Here is a 16,050-nt window from a genome sequence, read left to right on the forward strand (position 1 = left end):
GGCCTATTCTTAACTCCATTAGACTCTTTTACATGAACCCAGATTCCGTCTACCATTAGATATTTATACTCATCGTTTATTTTCTTTGTTCTGAATTCAGTTAAGCTATTATCCAATATCTTCATTAATCTTGATGCTGTTCCATGGCTTACAGCATCTCCTATAAACTCTTTGAAGAACTTATGCTGTTTCCGTGTTGAAAATCAAAGTATCATAGACATTACTACCATCTGATCAAACTTCTTCTGTCTCCTCTGGTATTTCTCAAACAATGAATATCTTATCTTTGTCTTACCTTGTGTTCTGGGTATTTTTATTCTTGAACAGCCGAATGTTGTAGTTAAAAACCTTTCATACTCTCCTTTACGATTATCTTCTCTTCTATCATTTCTTTCATATTTGGCTGCTCTTATCTGTCCTGTAAATTCATGATAGATATCACTCTGAATAAGCTCTTCTACTGCTTTATGTGCTCTCTTCTCAAACCCTTCAACATACTCACTCAAGATCCCCATATCCCTAAAATTCCTCTTTACATACTTCCACTGAATTGCTAAATTGTCTTTTGAGAAGTTAACAGGCCTATTCATGGCATACTCTCCTGTCCACATATAGTGGACTGTTAATGTTTGTTATCTACAGGGTATGCCATCTCTTTATCCTTTTCAAAGAACTTTTAATCTCAAAGTGTCCAAAATATGTTACACTACTCATAACAGCTCCTTGACAAATTAATTTATCTGTGGCATATTCTTAAGACTATGAAATACGCAATAATAGAGACAGGCGGGAAACAGTATAAAGTTAAAGAGGGTGATACTCTTAATGTTGAACTTATTGAAGCCGAGAATAATAAGGTTGAGTTTGACAAGATCTTAGCTTTATCAGATGGTTCTAAATTAACTGTAGGCAGGCCTTATGTAGAGAATGTTAAGGTTGCTGCAGAGTTGATAGAGAATAAAAAAGCTGATAAGATTACAATCTTGAAATATAGAAGGCGTAAGAGTTCGCAATCTAAGAGAGGACATAGACAGATTCTGTCTAAAGTCAAGATAGAGTCTATTCCGGAGGCTTAATATGGCACACAAAAAAGGCGGCGGAAGTACCAGAAACGGTCGTGATTCTAACTCTCAGCGCCTTGGTGTTAAGAGTTTTGGCGGAGAACGTATATCTGCCGGCTCCATAATTATAAGGCAGCGCGGCACCAGATTTAAGCCTGGCTGGAATGTAGGCAGAGGCAGAGATGATACGCTCTTTGCTTTGAAGGACGGCGTTGTAAAGTTCCGTTCTCAAAGAACGGTTGATATTATCCCTGAACAATCCTAATAATCCTTCCTTAAGTTGAGTTTTGTAGATAGAGCTAAAATTTACGTTAAAGCAGGAGATGGCGGCAGAGGTTGTCTTAGCTTCTATTTTCACAAACCCAGTTCAAGAAGAATCCCTGACGGCGGAGACGGTGGCAGAGGCGGAGATGTTGTAATAAAGACAGATACCAATCTCTGGGATTTAACCCATCTTAAATTTCAAAAACACCATAAAGCTGAGAAGGGGAGACATGCCAGCAGCAACAACAAGAAAGGCAGGAGAGGTAAGGATAGGGTGATATCAGTGCCTTTGGGAACAGTTATTAAAGATTTAGAGAGCGGGTTTTTGATCCGTGATATGGCATCTGAGGGTGAGTCTCTCATTGCTGCAAAAGGCGGGGAGGGAGGGCGAGGTAATGCATTTACGAAGTCTGAGCTTGTTCCGAATAAAGAAGGTGAAGAAAAGGTATTAACCTTGGAGTTAAAGCTGCTTGCTAATATCGGCCTGGTCGGTTTTCCCAATGCAGGTAAGACTACTTTTATAAATACGCTCTGTAAAACAAAAAGTAAGATTGCGTCCTATCCTTTCACGACCTTAGAGCCTCAGCTTGGCGTCATCTGGTGTAAAGATAAGCCTATAAAGATAGCAGATATACCGGGGCTGATAGAAGATGCACATAAAGGCAGGGGTCTTGGAGATCTGTTTTTAAAGCATATCCAGAGAACTCAGGTGTTGATATTTGTTCTCGGGTTATCCGATACTGATATAAATCCGGATCAGGCTTTTAGAAAACTGAGAGCCGAACTTGGGGAATTTGACCCTACTCTCTTAGAGAAAGAATATATTTTAATTGCAAATAAGATGGACCTACCTGAGGCAGCTTCAAAATTAGAAAATTTAAAGCAGAGCCTGAAAGCTGAAGATATATTGCCTGTCTCTCTTCTGGATAAAACAGGCCTCGATAAGGTAAAGACCATGATGGGCAGTTATTTTAACTGATTGCAGAATAGAAAAGATATATTACAATAGTAAACAAATGTATAAAAAGATAGTCATTAAAATCGGTTCCAGTATCTTGCGTAAAAGCGGCGGCTCTCTCAATCTTGGCAAATTCAAAGATATTGCGAAAGAAGTATCTTCTCTTATAGAAAAAAACAGGAAGGTTGTGATTGTCTCATCAGGTGCTATTGCATCCGGTATGGGTAAGCTGGGTCTTAAATCTCGGCCTCAGATGATGTCACGCCTCCAGGCTCTTGCTTCTTTAGGTCAGATAGAGCTTATGAAGAGTTATCAAGACTCTTTCTCTAAATACAGGATAGAGATAGGCCAGGTTCTTCTTAACTGGGATGATTTTTCAGATAGGAAGAGGTATTTAAATGCAAAAGATACGATAGAACAGCTGATTAAGCTAAAAGTAATTCCTGTAATAAATGAGAATGATGCTTTGGCAGTTGAAGAGATAAAGCTTGGAGATAATGACAGGCTTTCAGCTATGGTTGCCTCTCTTATATCCGCAGATCTCCTGTTGATTCTTTCGGATGTAGACGGTATATATGACGGGGAAGGAAAAATTATAAGAAGAGTATCCGATATTAAGGGTGTAAAAAAACACTGTTTTGATACCGATAAAGATTATTGCGTAGGCGGTATGATCACCAAGCTTGAAGCTGTTGAGATTGCCGCTTCTTTAGGCATACCTTCTGTCATAACTAACGGCAATGATAAAAATGGAATTAGAGAGGGGATTGGGCTAGAGAGCGGTACTTTTATTGAGGCAGAGAAGAGACTCTCTGCTAAAAAACATTGGATTACCTATCTTTCAAAGGCTAAAGGCGTGATTACAGTTGATACTGGTGCAGAGAAGGCAATTGTTGAGAGAGGCAAGAGTATTTTGCCTATGGGTATTCTTAGTATCAACGGCCACTTTGATGCCGGGGATTTAATCACTGTAAAAAATGAAATAGGAACAGAGATTGCAAGAGGTATCTCTGGATACTCTTCTTCAGAGATAGAAAAGATAAGAGGGCGTAAGAGTAAAGAGATAGCGGAAGTCTTAGGGTTTAAAAGGCGGGATGAGGTTGTATATAGAGACAATCTGGTACTCTCTGAGGTTAAAAGATGAATTTAGACAAAAGGATTGAAAGAATAGCAAGAGAGGCTAAGGATGCTTCTTTCAAGATTGCAATACTCTCAAGCAGCAGCAAGAATAAGGCTTTAAGAGCTATGGCAGCTGCCATAGATAAGAGTTCAAGTTATATTAGTTCCGAGAACGAGAGAGACCTAAAAAAAGCTAAAAGAGATGGACTTAGTTCTACGATGATTGATAGGCTCTATCTCAGCTCTAAAAGAATAAAAGAGATGTCGAGGTCGCTAAGAGAGATTGCAAAGCTTAAAGATCCTTTAGGCGAAATCATCAGTCTTTGGGATAGGCCGAATGGTCTTAAAATAGGCAAGGTTCGTGTTCCAATAGGTGTGATTGCGATTATATATGAATCACGTCCCAATGTTACGAGTGACTGTGCTGGGCTCTGTCTTAAAAGCGGTAACTCTGTGATTTTAAGAGGGGGGAGTGAAGCTTACAGCTCTAACCGCGCTATACATCAAGTTTTAACAGCTGCGGCCTCTCCTATAATACCTAAGGATGCCATAAAGCTAATTCCAACGAAGGATAGAAAAGCGTTGGACTATCTTCTGAAACTTGGCAGTCAAATAGATCTTCTAATACCTAGAGGCGGTGAATCTCTGATAAGATATGTGACAGAGCATGCTGCTATGCCTGTAATAAAGCATTACAAAGGGGTCTGCCATCTATTTGTTGACAGATCGGCAAAGATAGATATGGCGATAGATATTGCTTTAAATGCCAAAGTACAGAGACCCGGCGTCTGCAATGCTATTGAGACGCTCATAGTCCATAAAAATATAGCTAAAAAGCTTCTTCCGCTTCTTGGAGAAAAATTAAAAGATGCCGGAGTTAAACTTAGAGGCTGCAGTAAGAGCAGAGCGGTTCTTCCTTGGATAGAGAAGGCCAAAGAGGGAGATTATTACAGAGAGTACCTAGATTTGATTCTCAATTTGAAAATAGTTGACAGTGTAGCTGAAGCCATCTCTCATATAAATAAATACGGCAGCAGTCATTCAGATGCAATCGTAACAGATGATCATGAGAGTGCTTACAGGTTTTTGAGAGAGGTTGATTCTGCTTGTGTCTATCTCAATGCTTCTACTCGTTTTACTGATGGTTTTCAATTTGGAATGGGGGCTGAGATGGGTATATCAACAGATAAGATACATGCTAGAGGTCCTATGGCGCTTGAGGAGCTGACAACATATAAATATGTAGTTTTTGGAAATGGTCAAATCAGAGTCTAAGCTTAAAAAATCAAAAAAAATTGGCATCTTAGGCGGAGCCTTTGACCCTATACATATGGGGCATCTTTTATTAGCGGAGTATGCTTTAGGTGAGTTTGAATTAGATAGGGTAGTATTTTTGCCTTATAATATCTCTGTTTCTAAAGAACCTCCTCAAGCATCATCTCAGGATAGATTGAATATGCTTAAATTGGCAACCATGGATAACCCTTCTCTCTCTGTCTCTGATATTGAGATTAAGAGGGGGGGAATCTCTTTCAGTTATGAGACTTTGAGAACTTTTAAAAAAGAAGAACCTAAAGATGAGACATCTTTTTTAATAGGCTCCGATGCTTTCTCTGAACTCAAGAGCTGGAAGAATTATAAAAGCTTAATCGGAATGACACGCTTTATAGTGGCTGTTAGGCCGGGAACAAAAGTCAAAAGTATTAAAGGGGCTAAATATGATAGGCTTCTTATTCCTCAGATAGCAATCTCTTCATCTTCTCTTAGAAATAGGGCAGAGAGCGGCTTTTCGTTGCGTTATCTTGTACCTGATAAAGTTAGGGATTATATTGTAAATTTCAGGCTCTATAGATGAATCTTGCTATACACTTTTTTCTTTTGCCGCTATTCTTATTTTTATCCGCGCTCTTCTCTTCTTCAGAGAGTGCCATTTTTTCTCTCACTGAATACGAAAAAACAAAATTCAAGTCCAGACACCCCAAAACTTATCAGAGACTTTCCTCTTTTTTAAAAGATTCTACCAAAACTATATCTTTGATCATAACAGGTAATACAATAGTCAACATTGTAACTACCAGCATAATGGGGATATTGCTCTATTATCTCTTTCCCAATATCTCAGTTATTCTTTTAATCTTTATTGTAACTTCGACAATACTTTTTTTTGGCGAAGTTATCCCAAAATTGTTGGCCTTAAGATTTGCAGGTAATTATTCCTTTTTTTCGGTGTATTTTCTTACTATAGTTTCTAAGATAATATTTCCGCTGGAGAGATTGCTTAATAGGGCAGCTATAAGGGTCTCATCACTCTTTTTTTCAGAAGGCGTTGAGATTCTTGAAGATAAGCCTGCACTATCTGAGATATATGCAATTGTAAAATCAGGAGAGGAGAGAGGGCTATTAGAGAGAGAGGAGAGAATCTTAGCCGAGAGAGTTCTTGATTTAGGTAAGAGCTGGGTAAAAGAGATAATGACACCGAGGATTGATATTGAAGCTCTAGAAGAGAGAAGCTCACTGGATGAATTAAAAGTATTAATAAAAAAAACAAAGCATACAAGATACCTAATTTATAGAGAGAGTTTGGATTCTGTTATAGGTGTTGTATATTCAAGGGATCTTCTTTTTTCGAAATTTAGTATTTGGAATAATCTAATCCATCCCGTTTTAACCGTACCCGACTCTATGGATATAGATGAGCTCTTGATTCAATTTAAGGAGAGAAACGAAGAGGTTGCCTTAATTGTTGATGAGTATGGCGGTACAGCCGGAATAGTTACCTTGGAAGATATTCTAGAAGAGCTTGTTGGAGAGATAGAGAATGAGTACAAGAGAGATAAAAACAAAATTAAGAAGATTAACTTAGATACTTATGCTGTTATGGCAAGCGTATCGCTGTCTGATCTCGGTGATGAACTGGGCATAGATTTGAAAACTCCTGGAATAGCATCTCTGGGAGGATTATTGCTCAATCTCTTCCAGAAGGTTCCTTCCAGCGGACAGTCTATCGAGTATAAGGATTTAAGATTCTTCATTAATGAGGTAAGTAGAAACAGAATTAAAAAAGTAACTATAAAAATAAGCAGATGAGTCTCTTAACGTTAATTATGACTATTGTTTTTTTTCTGCTAATTGCCGGCTTCTCTTCTGGTTATGAGACGGGGTTGATATCTATTCCGGTCTCTGTAGTCGAGGAGAGGCGAAATTTAAACAGAAAATCGGATCTCTGGTTAATAGATAAGATGCAGTATCTTGAAAAGCTTGTCTCTGCAACGCTTGTCATGACAAACTTTGCTCTAAGCGCAAGCACGATACTCTTTCTCTCTGCAATCGTGAGGTTTTTTACTGAATCACAGGCTGAGATAATTACTATTATTGTACTTGCACCATTGAGTATTGTCTTTTCAGAGATAGTACCAAAAAGTATTTTCAGGACAAAGCCGTCTCTGATTTTTAGAACAGTCAAAATATTCCGGATTTTATACTACGCTATCCACCCTCTCTCTTATCTGTTCTATCTCTTTCCCTCGAAGATGATTGACAGGTTTAGCAAGACACCTGCTAGAGTACGCTCTCTTGGTTCTAAAGAACAGATCAAAGTTGCGATAGTTAAGAGCGAGGAGAGAGGTGTTCTTCAGGAACATGAAAAGACAATTCTGCACAAGGTTTTTCATCTTAGAGAGAAGCAGGTAAAAGAGATAATGATACCCAGGAAGAGGGTTGTTTCAGTTTCAAGTGATTTAGATACGAACGTTGTTATAGCCGAGTTTAAAAAATATGAATTTTCACGTCTGCCTGTCTACGATAAAGATAAGCAAGAGTATCTGGGAGTTATAAACTATATGGACCTGCTGATTCAAGATATTGATAAGAATATAGATTTAAACAATTTTCTTCATGAGATCTTCTATGTTGATGATAATACATACCTGGATGATCTTCTGATTCAGATGCTTAGGAAGAATATCCATATGGTTGGGATACGCAGTTCGTTGGGTAAAGTTATAGGTATGGTAACCCTGGAAGATGTGATGGAAGAGATAGTAGGTGAATATTAATTTGTTTAAATAGAGTTGCGCTGAAATGATAATTTTGATATATTAATCGAGCTATGAAGATGACCGGTGCAAATATTGTAATAGAGGCTTTAAAACGCGAAGGCGTGAAGGATATCTTTGGTTATCCAGGAGGTTCCGTGCTGCCTCTCTTTGATGTCTTATATGATGCTCCTGTAAACTTTATCTTAACACGCCACGAACAGGGTGCGGTTCACGCTGCTGATGGGTATGCAAGAAGCACAGGCCGTGTTGGTGTCTGCATTGCCACTTCAGGTCCAGGGGCTACCAACCTTGTTACCGGTATTGCAACTGCTTATATGGATTCTATCCCGATAGTCTGTATAACGGGTCAGGTTAAGACTCATTTGATAGGAAACGATGCTTTTCAGGAAGCAGATACAACCGGTATAACGCGGCCGATAACAAAGTATAATTATCTGGTTAAAGATATAAAAGATTTAGGTAGAATAATAAGAGAGGCCTTCTATTGTGCTTCTACCGGCCGGCCTGGACCCGTTGTTATAGATCTACCTGTAGATATAACTTTAAAGCAATATGATTACAAATATCAGGAGAAGGTTTCGATAAGAGGATATAAGCCTGTCTTGAAAGGCCATCCTTTGCAGATCAAAAAAGCAGCTGAGATGATTGAGAAATCGAAACGGCCTGTCCTCTATACGGGTGGCGGTATTATCATATCTGAGGCAGATAGAGAGCTTAAAAAGTTATCCGATAAATGTCAGATACCCGTAACAACTACGCTTATGGGCTTAGGAGGGTTTCCTGAAGATGCGGAGCTATCTTTAGGTATGCCGGGCATGCATGGTACTGTCTATGCAAACCTTGCAATACAAAAGTCAGATCTTCTTATTGCGGTTGGGTCAAGGTTTGACGATAGAGTTACAGGTAAGATTGAAGCTTTTGCACCAGAAGCAAAGATTATTCACATAGATATCGATCCTTCGGCTATAAGTAAAAATGTGGATGTTGAAATTCCTATTGTCGGTGATGCAAGGAAGATATTGATTGAACTAAATAAAATAATTAAAAAGTCAGATTCTGCTGATTGGGTTAAACAGATAAAGAGCTGGAAAAAAGATTTTCCTTTAAAATATGAAGAGACTGCAGCTGGTCTAAAACCTCAATATGTTATAGAGCAGATCTATAAGCTGACAAAGGGTGATGCCATTATAACAACAGAGGTGGGTCAGAATCAGATGTGGGCAGCTCACTGGTATCAGTATACAAAACCCAGAACGTATATCTCATCCGGCGGCTTGGGTACTATGGGTTATGGTTTCCCTGCTGCGATAGGCGCCAAAATAGGTAATCCCGATAAAGTTGTAGTAGATATAGCCGGGGATGGCAGTATCCAGATGAATATACAGGAGCTTGCAACAGCTGTGAGCTATGAGGTCCCTGTTATAATTGCTATTTTGAACAATGGTTGCCTAGGTATGGTTAGGCAATGGCAAGAAATGTTCTACAAAGAGAGATACTCTTATACCTGTCTTGATAATCCTGATTTTATAAAGATAGCCGATGCTTACGGAGCAATCGGCATAAGAGTTAAAAAACAATCCGAGGTTGGGCCTGCGATAAAGAAGGCTTTAAAGAGCAAGAAGAAGCCTGTGGTTATCGATTTCATAGTAGATGGTTTTGAAAACGTCTTTCCTATGGTTCCTGCAGGCGAAGCTATAGATAGAATGATAGGCGGGATGGCTTAATTCTGTCAATAGCCGGGCAGTGAATAAGGAGATAATACCATGAAAAATTACGTATTATCGGTTTTGGTTGAAAATAAGGCAGGAGTTCTTGCGCGCGTATCAGGGCTTTTTAGCGCCAGAGGCTTTAATATTCGTTCTTTAGCTGTTGCTGAGACAGACTCTCCATCGGTATCGCGTATGTCTTTGGTTGTTAATGCTGATGAGAAGACATTTGAGCAGGTAAAAAAGCAGCTCAATAAATTAATAGATGTTGTGGCTGTGCAAGATTTTACAAAAAAAGATTTCTTTGACAGAGAACTGTTGCTTATAAAGTTACGGTATACATCTCAGAGCCGCTCTCATATCATAAAGATTATAGAGTTGCTTGAGGGTAAGATATTACATGTCGGTACCAAGGTAATCTGTATTGAGGTTGTTGGAGACAAAGAGAGAGTTGCTACATCTTTGCAGCTTTTAAAGCCGTACGGCATAAAAGAGGTTATGAGAACCGGTGTCGTAGCTATAGGAAAAGAGTGAGGAGGTTAAAAATGGCTAAGGTATATTATGATAAAGACGCAAATCTGGCGTTTATAAAAAAGAGAAAAGTTGCTATTATCGGCTATGGTGCCCAAGGCAGGGCTCAGGCCTTAAATTTACGTGACAGCGGAGTTGAGGTTATAATAGCGGAGTTAAAGAAATCTCCTAATTATAAAATTGCTCTTAAGGACAAGTTTAAACCGGTAACTGCAGTTGAGGCGGCGAAAGAAGCAGATATTATACATATGCTTGCTCAGGATCATATTCAGGCTGCTATATATAAGAATATTAAGCCATACTTAGAGAAGGGCAATGCAATAAGCTTTTCGCACGGTTTTAATATTCATTTCTCACAGATTATCCCGCCTGATTATGTCGATGTCTTTATGGTTGCACCTAAGGGCCCTGGAACACTCGTTCGTGATATGTATCTAGAGAGAAAAGGTGTACCTAATTTAATAGCAATATATCAGGATGCAACAGGCAAAGCAAAGAAGCTTGCCCTGGCTTTTTCCAAGGCTATAGGCGGTACGCGTGCAGGAGTTATTGAGACAACATTTAAGGAGGAGACAGAGACAGATCTCTTTGGTGAGCAGGCTGTTCTCTGCGGTGGAGCAACAGAGCTTGTTAAAGCAGGATTTGACACTTTGACTTCTGCGGGTTATCAGCCTGAGATTGCATATTTTGAATGTTTACACGAGTTAAAACTCATCGTAGATTTAATCTATAAGCATGGTATTCAAAAGATGAGATATGTTATATCAGACACTGCCGAATACGGAGATTATACCCGCGGCAAACGTGTTATAGACGCAAAAGTTCGCCGTGAGATGAAAAAGATCTTAAAAGAGATTCAATCAGGTTCTTTTGCGGAAGAGTGGATTAAAGAGAATAAAACCGGCAGAAAGAAATTTCTTGCAGATAGAAAGAAAGCAGAGGGAGAGAAGATAGAGAAGGTCGGTTTCAAACTTCGCGAAATGATGCCCTGGATAAAATAGCAGTATTAAAAAATCTGGATTTTAAAGTTAAGTGCAGTATCTTTAACAATACTGCACTTTTTATATTAGCAGCATTATAGTTGAAGATAGCGGGGTATAGTTTTATATTTTTAAGTGAGATTTAAGCTTTATTTATAAGTTTGCATGAATGCTGCTCTGTAGATTATTTGTTCAATTCTCAGCCTTGTAGCTGTCAATAAAATTAATTAAAGATTGATATTTTCCGAACTAGAGCTACTGTTGTTTTTAAAATCAGATTCAGTTTCTAATGGTATTTTTATAGGCTTAGCATTTAGTTTAATTACTTTATATATTAGCATGATGTAAATAGTGCTGTATAATACCCAACTTAAAGGTGCTTTTAGGTTTAATGTTTGCAAGATTATAGATAGAGTGGTAGGAGGCACTAAGGCGTATATCCCTATATTTAGAAGCTGTTTGTATCTAAGGTTTGCATTGAGTCTGTTGTTAAACATTAGACCGAAGATGCTAAAAAAGAAAAGATGTATTAATTTAGAGAAGAACAGAGTTGCTAAAAGTAGCATTAATAGTATTGGGAAAGCAAATACTGCAAGGCGCTTCATAAGGCGGTTTATAAAATCAGGTGTTAGGTCAAATTTAAATTCTCCGGAAGATATACTGATCCCTTCTTCGATTGGTGTTATAAGAAGCTCTTCAATATTTTTTAAGTCATAGACCTTAATCTCTGATTCAATCTTCTCTTTTTTGGATTTTGTAATCAAATTCTCTTTAGTCAACCCCAGGAGAGATTCTGATTCTCCAAGTATTTTATAGGGGTCGCTTTCATTTGGTGCGATTATAAGCGAGAACTCTTTCCACTTTTTTTGATATCTTTGGTCCGGTTTTATTGTCACACCGTCTTTAATCTCTATTGCAGGGATATCTGTTATGTTTTTCTCAAGAACTTGCTTTGCTTTGTAGGCAAGGCCAGGAAGCTCTCTATTTACAAATAAGGTTAGCTTAAATGCAAATAAGAAGCTTATTAGAAAAGTAAAAAAAAGTAAAAAAGAGATACTCTTTGAGAGTTTTTTGTCTTTTAAGAACTGGTATTTTTGAAGATTGAAGCTATCTGCTATCTCTTTCATGTTATTACCTCCACTTTGAATTTTGAATCATTATATAAGAAATTAACTTAAGATGTAACCGCTAAAACTCTCTTTATCCTGACTCTTTATTGATTAAGCAATTAATAAGAAGTATAATATAAAACATAGATTTAAAAAGGAGGCGAAGTGAAACTAGATGTTAAGGCTTTTGGTGTCAGCTGTTGACAAAATAAATATTTTACAATTGAGGTGATAGGTGGCTATATCTATTAAGTTTTGCGGCGGTGCTCAGACTGTTACTGGTTCAATGCATCTTATATCAACCTCTAAGTCTAAGATACTTCTTGATTGCGGTCTTTTTCAGGGTAGGAGAGATGAGTATTATAAGGTGAATTCTAAATTTACTTTTAACCTAAACAATATTGATGCCTCTGTTCTGTCTCATGCTCATATAGACCATTGCGGTAATATTCCAAACCTCGTAAAACAGGGTTATAGAAACTCAGTTTACTGTACCTCGGCTACAAAAAACCTTTGCCGTTTTATGCTTTTAGATTCTGGTTATATTCAGGGGGAGGATATTAAGTATGTTAATAAGATAAACAAGAGACGTGGATTACCTCCCAGGGAGCCGTTATATACTCAGAGAGAGGCAAGAAAAGCGTTAAAGCATTTAAGGTCTATTAGTTACCACAGGAATTTTCCTTTAACGAAAGACGTTAGCCTTACTTTTTATGAAGCAGGTCATATTCTTGGTTCAGCTATACCTTTGATTGAAATAAAAACAAGAAGAAGACCTATAAGGATAGCCTATGCGGTTGATTTGGGCAGAGTCGATATGCCGTTGCTTAAAAACCCTGAGATTCCTGGCGATGTGGACTATCTTATGATTGAAGGTACTTATGGAAACAGGGAACATAGCAGTATAAAGGATGCAGAGGTTGAGCTTGCCAATGCTATAAACAAGACTATAAAGAGGGGTGGCAAGGTTATCATACCGTCTTTTGCTTTAGAGAGGACCCAGATAGTAGTCTTCTTTATAAGTCAGCTGATGAGAAAGAAGAAGATCAAAAAGATTCCCATTTATGTTGATGGTCCTTTGGCTGTTAATGTGACTGATGTATTTAGAGAGAGCGCAGACTATTTTGACGTAGAGACCGCTAAAGAGTTTTTAAATAGCGGTGATCCTTTTGGTTATGATAATGTTACTTACGTTAAGGATGTTAGTAAGTCAAAACAGCTTCACAATGTAACAGAACCCATAATATTGATCTCAGCATCGGGAATGTGTGAAAACGGGAGAATATTGCATCATTTGAAAAACAATATTGAAAATCCCAAAAATGCTATAATAGTCATCGGTTTTATGGCAAATAATACCTTAGGTAAAAGAATAGTTGAGAGAGCTAAAACAGTGCGCATATTCGGCAGGATATACGAACTTAATGCAGAGGTTATAACAGTCAATGCTTTTAGTTCTCATGCGGACAAGAATGGATTATTAAACTATGTTAGAGGTATAGGTAAAAAAGTCAAAGGGGTTTTTCTGGTTCATGGTGAAATAGAACAGCTCAAAATGTTAAGGACAGACATAAGGAAGAAACTTAATATAAACCCTCAGATTCCTGCTAAAGGAGATACCATATATCTTAAGAGCTAAGATAGGTAGAGGAGGATTAGATGGCGTTATTTGGAATTTTTAAATCAAAATCTGAAAAAGCTAAAAAGGTGGCGATTAAAACCACAAAGAAAAAGACTATCTCCAAGAAGAAGGTTGAGTCAACTAAGCCAGCAAAAAAGGTAAAACCTAAAGAGATTGGCAGGATAACACATTATTTTGGTAAGATCTCAGTAGGTATTATCAAGCTTAAGGCCCCTCTTGAGGTAGGCACTAAAATCCATATTAAAGGTGCTAATGATGATTTCAAGCAGACAGTTAAATCTATGCAGTCCTATCATCAGAGTGTTACTAAGGCCAAAAAAGGGGAAGAGGTCGGAATAAAGGTGTCTAAAAAAGTTCACGAGAATGACAAGGTTTATATGGTTGAATAATGAAAAAGTGTCCTTATTGTTACGAAGAGATTCAAGACGAAGCTATAAAGTGTCGATTCTGCAATGAGTTTTTTAAAAAAAATACTCAAGAGAAGCGATTTTTTAAAACTTCATATTTGGTAATAGCATTTATCTGTTTTGGGCCTTTTGCTCTACCTCTATTGTGGTTAAACCCTAGATTTAGCAAGAAAAATAAAATTATTGTTACAGCTATTATTCTCGTGTTAAGTTATTTTTTAGGAAAATATTTAGCTCATTCAATTAGCACGACAATCGATTGCTATAAGTTTATTTTCTCTCAATTTTAAAATTAGTGCATTTTTTCAATCAGACTTGATGAAGAAATTTATTCTAGTGCTTCTGGATTACTATAAGTATAGGTGGCGATATTAACAGTCTTAAAGTTTTTATCGCAAAGGTGAATTTCAACCTGATTGCCATCAAAGACACCTTTTGATATAGTAGCGGCAAACATTGCAGCATTTTTAATAAAATCTTTATCGTTGAGAGAGCTTTCGTTAACAACTATACGAAATTGGTATGTATCGTTATCTTTTGTTATCTGCGAGCTGCCTTTAAAATCTTCATGGAAAAATCCTGCCTCAAACAAATAGTCTCCTAGTCTCTTGGCGTCATCCTTAGTTATTTTTGATGTGTAGTAGAGATCGCTCCCTTTATACTTGATGGATCTGCCCCATTCGGAATCTGTTTTGGAGCAAGATAGATTTAATAACAGTAAACAAATGATACATAGATAGTTTAATATTCTATGCATAGATCCTCCTTTAAGATTACTGCTTCAGCATACTCTATACAGCTGGTTTAAATCAACCTTTTTATCATGTCATTTCTATTGCTTGGCAAATCATATTTAGATACAATATAATCCACAAAATCGATAAAAGGAGGTTAGAGATGGCGAAGCTGTTTAAGGTGTTATTCATTCTCTGTATTTTAGTTCTAGTTTTAATTGGAGCTATGTTTGTATTTAGAGATCAAGTGGTGAAATTTGTGGTTTCAGCCGGAGTCAAGAAGATAACAGGATTGAGGCTTGATATGGCAGATTTAAATCTAGATATTCCAGAGACTATTATAAGTATAGAAGGTATGCAGCTTTATAATCCTAGAGGTTATGAAGATAAGCTTATGGTTGATATACCTGAAATCTATATTGATTACGATCTATCTGCAATATTAAAAAATGATATCCATCTTAAAGAGGTAAGGATCAATCTACGCGAGATGATTGTTGTCAAAAAAAGAGATGGCGAGTTGAATCTCGATTCTCTTAAAGTTGTTAAATCGGCAGATAGAGAGCAGGTTGCCGCTAAAGCTAAAGAAGAGAAGCCTGAAGAGAAAAAGAAGACAAACTTCAGGGTTGACCATCTTAAGTTAAAAATAGGGCGGGTTATATATAAAGATTATTCCTCCGGACCAAAGCCGGTTATTAAAGAGTATGATCTTAATATCGACGATAGTTATGATAATATAACTGACCCACAAGCATTGGCCAGATTGATCCTCGTAAGAGCACTTATCAACACAAATATTGCCAATTTTAAGATTAAGAACCTTCAAAGTTTAACTGCTAATACACTTAATATGACAATAGGAGAACTTGAAGGCGGCGTGAAGCAGGGAATTGGAATTAGTGAGACGTTAGGAGAGAGCGCGAAAGATATAACGGAAAAAGCGGGCCAAGCTATAAAGAATATCTTTAATCTTGGAGAGTAAGGTGAGGCTCTACTTGGTTAGGCATGGTGAGGCAGCTTCCGGCGGAGGCTTAGCAACTGATAGACCTCTATCGAAAGAAGGAATAGGAGAAGTCAAAAGAGTTGCTGATTTTATAAAAATCAAAACCAGTTCTATATGGGTAAGCAATAGGCTCAGGGCAAAACAGACTGCTCAGATATTCAGGGAATACAGGCTCTCTAATAATCTGATTGAGCGGGATGACTTGGCGCCAAATGACCCTGTAGATGCTATCTGTTCCGATATAATAGATTATAATGGTGATCTAATGATAGTGGGGCATCTACCATTCCTCTCTAATTTAGCCTCATCTCTTCTATCAGCATCAGGGGATAGTATCGGTATTGATTTCCATGCAGCATCCATCTTGTCTCTTGAAAGAGAAGATGAAGCATGGTCTCTCTCTTGGTTTCTTAACCCTGATTTAATAGTCGATTAGATTTTAAGTTTTGCTCTTCTATAGCTATTGTAATTTTAGTTG

General features: G+C 37.6%; 17 protein-coding genes and 1 pseudogene. 15 read left to right on the plus strand and 3 right to left on the minus strand.

Going from position 1 to position 16,050, the window contains the following annotated elements; translation table 11 throughout:
* Positions 1 to 515, minus strand: a pseudogene (locus P9L98_04305) (transposase).
* 246 nt (positions 516 to 761) lie between these two features.
* On the opposite strand from P9L98_04305, the gene rplU reads away from it, so the two are divergent.
* Genes rplU through ilvC form a run of 11 tightly spaced genes read left to right on the plus strand, consistent with a single transcriptional unit; the run spans position 762 to position 10,698 of the window.
* Entirely contained in the window at positions 762 to 1,076 is a 315-nt protein-coding gene (rplU, locus tag P9L98_04310) for a 50S ribosomal protein L21 (protein ID MDP8216519.1), read from the plus strand.
* A 1-nt stretch (position 1,077) separates the two neighbouring features.
* Positions 1,078 to 1,326 (plus strand): 50S ribosomal protein L27, encoded by a 249-nt coding sequence (gene rpmA, locus P9L98_04315; GenBank protein ID MDP8216520.1) that lies wholly within the window; start codon positions 1,078 to 1,080, stop codon positions 1,324 to 1,326.
* A 15-nt stretch (positions 1,327 to 1,341) separates the two neighbouring features.
* Positions 1,342 to 2,304 (plus strand): GTPase ObgE, encoded by a 963-nt coding sequence (obgE, locus tag P9L98_04320; GenBank protein MDP8216521.1) that lies wholly within the window; start codon positions 1,342 to 1,344, stop codon positions 2,302 to 2,304.
* Positions 2,305 to 2,341: 37 nt separating this feature from the next.
* Positions 2,342 to 3,427 carry a glutamate 5-kinase gene (proB, locus tag P9L98_04325; GenBank protein MDP8216522.1) on the plus strand — a complete coding sequence of 362 codons (1,086 nt, stop codon included), beginning with the start codon at positions 2,342 to 2,344 and terminating at the stop codon, positions 3,425 to 3,427.
* Entirely contained in the window at positions 3,424 to 4,677 is a 1,254-nt protein-coding gene (locus P9L98_04330) for a glutamate-5-semialdehyde dehydrogenase (protein ID MDP8216523.1), read from the plus strand. The genes proB and P9L98_04330 overlap by 4 nt, the downstream gene beginning before the upstream one ends.
* Positions 4,658 to 5,257, plus strand: coding sequence for a nicotinate-nucleotide adenylyltransferase (gene nadD / locus P9L98_04335; GenBank protein MDP8216524.1), 600 nt, complete (start codon positions 4,658 to 4,660; stop codon positions 5,255 to 5,257). The genes P9L98_04330 and nadD overlap by 20 nt, the downstream gene beginning before the upstream one ends.
* On the plus strand, positions 5,254 to 6,489 hold the full coding sequence (locus P9L98_04340; GenBank protein ID MDP8216525.1) for a hemolysin family protein: 1,236 nt from the start codon (positions 5,254 to 5,256) through the stop codon (positions 6,487 to 6,489). Before nadD ends, P9L98_04340 begins: the two co-directional genes overlap by 4 nt.
* Complete coding sequence (locus P9L98_04345) at positions 6,486 to 7,457, plus strand: CNNM domain-containing protein (GenBank protein MDP8216526.1); 972 nt, start codon at positions 6,486 to 6,488, stop codon at positions 7,455 to 7,457. Before P9L98_04340 ends, P9L98_04345 begins: the two co-directional genes overlap by 4 nt.
* A gap of 53 nt (positions 7,458 to 7,510) precedes the next feature.
* Positions 7,511 to 9,184 (plus strand): biosynthetic-type acetolactate synthase large subunit, encoded by a 1,674-nt coding sequence (ilvB, locus tag P9L98_04350; protein ID MDP8216527.1) that lies wholly within the window; start codon positions 7,511 to 7,513, stop codon positions 9,182 to 9,184.
* Between the two features lie 39 nt (positions 9,185 to 9,223).
* Complete coding sequence (gene ilvN / locus P9L98_04355) at positions 9,224 to 9,700, plus strand: acetolactate synthase small subunit (GenBank protein ID MDP8216528.1); 477 nt, start codon at positions 9,224 to 9,226, stop codon at positions 9,698 to 9,700.
* 11 nt (positions 9,701 to 9,711) lie between these two features.
* On the plus strand, positions 9,712 to 10,698 hold the full coding sequence (gene ilvC, locus P9L98_04360) for a ketol-acid reductoisomerase (GenBank protein ID MDP8216529.1): 987 nt from the start codon (positions 9,712 to 9,714) through the stop codon (positions 10,696 to 10,698).
* Positions 10,699 to 10,904: 206 nt separating this feature from the next.
* On the opposite strand, the gene P9L98_04365 is transcribed toward ilvC, so the two are convergent.
* Positions 10,905 to 11,804: a DUF1189 family protein gene (locus P9L98_04365; GenBank protein MDP8216530.1), complete on the minus strand. Its 900-nt coding sequence runs from the start codon at positions 11,802 to 11,804 to the stop codon at positions 10,905 to 10,907.
* 217 nt (positions 11,805 to 12,021) lie between these two features.
* Here P9L98_04365 and P9L98_04370 point away from each other — a divergent pair, with 217 nt between their 5' ends.
* Both P9L98_04370 and P9L98_04375 read left to right on the plus strand, forming a co-directional pair.
* Positions 12,022 to 13,425, plus strand: coding sequence for an MBL fold metallo-hydrolase (locus P9L98_04370; protein MDP8216531.1), 1,404 nt, complete (start codon positions 12,022 to 12,024; stop codon positions 13,423 to 13,425).
* 20 nt (positions 13,426 to 13,445) lie between these two features.
* Positions 13,446 to 13,817, plus strand: coding sequence for a translation elongation factor-like protein (locus P9L98_04375; protein ID MDP8216532.1), 372 nt, complete (start codon positions 13,446 to 13,448; stop codon positions 13,815 to 13,817).
* Positions 13,818 to 14,163: 346 nt separating this feature from the next.
* Here P9L98_04375 and P9L98_04380 read toward each other — a convergent pair whose 3' ends face one another.
* Complete coding sequence (locus tag P9L98_04380) at positions 14,164 to 14,592, minus strand: hypothetical protein (protein MDP8216533.1); 429 nt, start codon at positions 14,590 to 14,592, stop codon at positions 14,164 to 14,166.
* Positions 14,593 to 14,732: 140 nt separating this feature from the next.
* Here P9L98_04380 and P9L98_04385 point away from each other — a divergent pair, with 140 nt between their 5' ends.
* A complete protein-coding gene (locus tag P9L98_04385) occupies positions 14,733 to 15,551 on the plus strand; it encodes an AsmA family protein (protein MDP8216534.1) in 819 nt (272 codons plus the stop codon).
* Between the two features lies 1 nt (position 15,552).
* A complete protein-coding gene (gene sixA / locus P9L98_04390; protein MDP8216535.1) occupies positions 15,553 to 16,008 on the plus strand; it encodes a phosphohistidine phosphatase SixA in 456 nt (151 codons plus the stop codon).
* Positions 16,009 to 16,050: the final 42 nt, after the last annotated feature.

The organism is Candidatus Kaelpia imicola (assembly GCA_030765505.1).
GTDB lineage: Bacteria > Omnitrophota > Gorgyraeia > Kaelpiales > Kaelpiaceae > Kaelpia > Kaelpia imicola.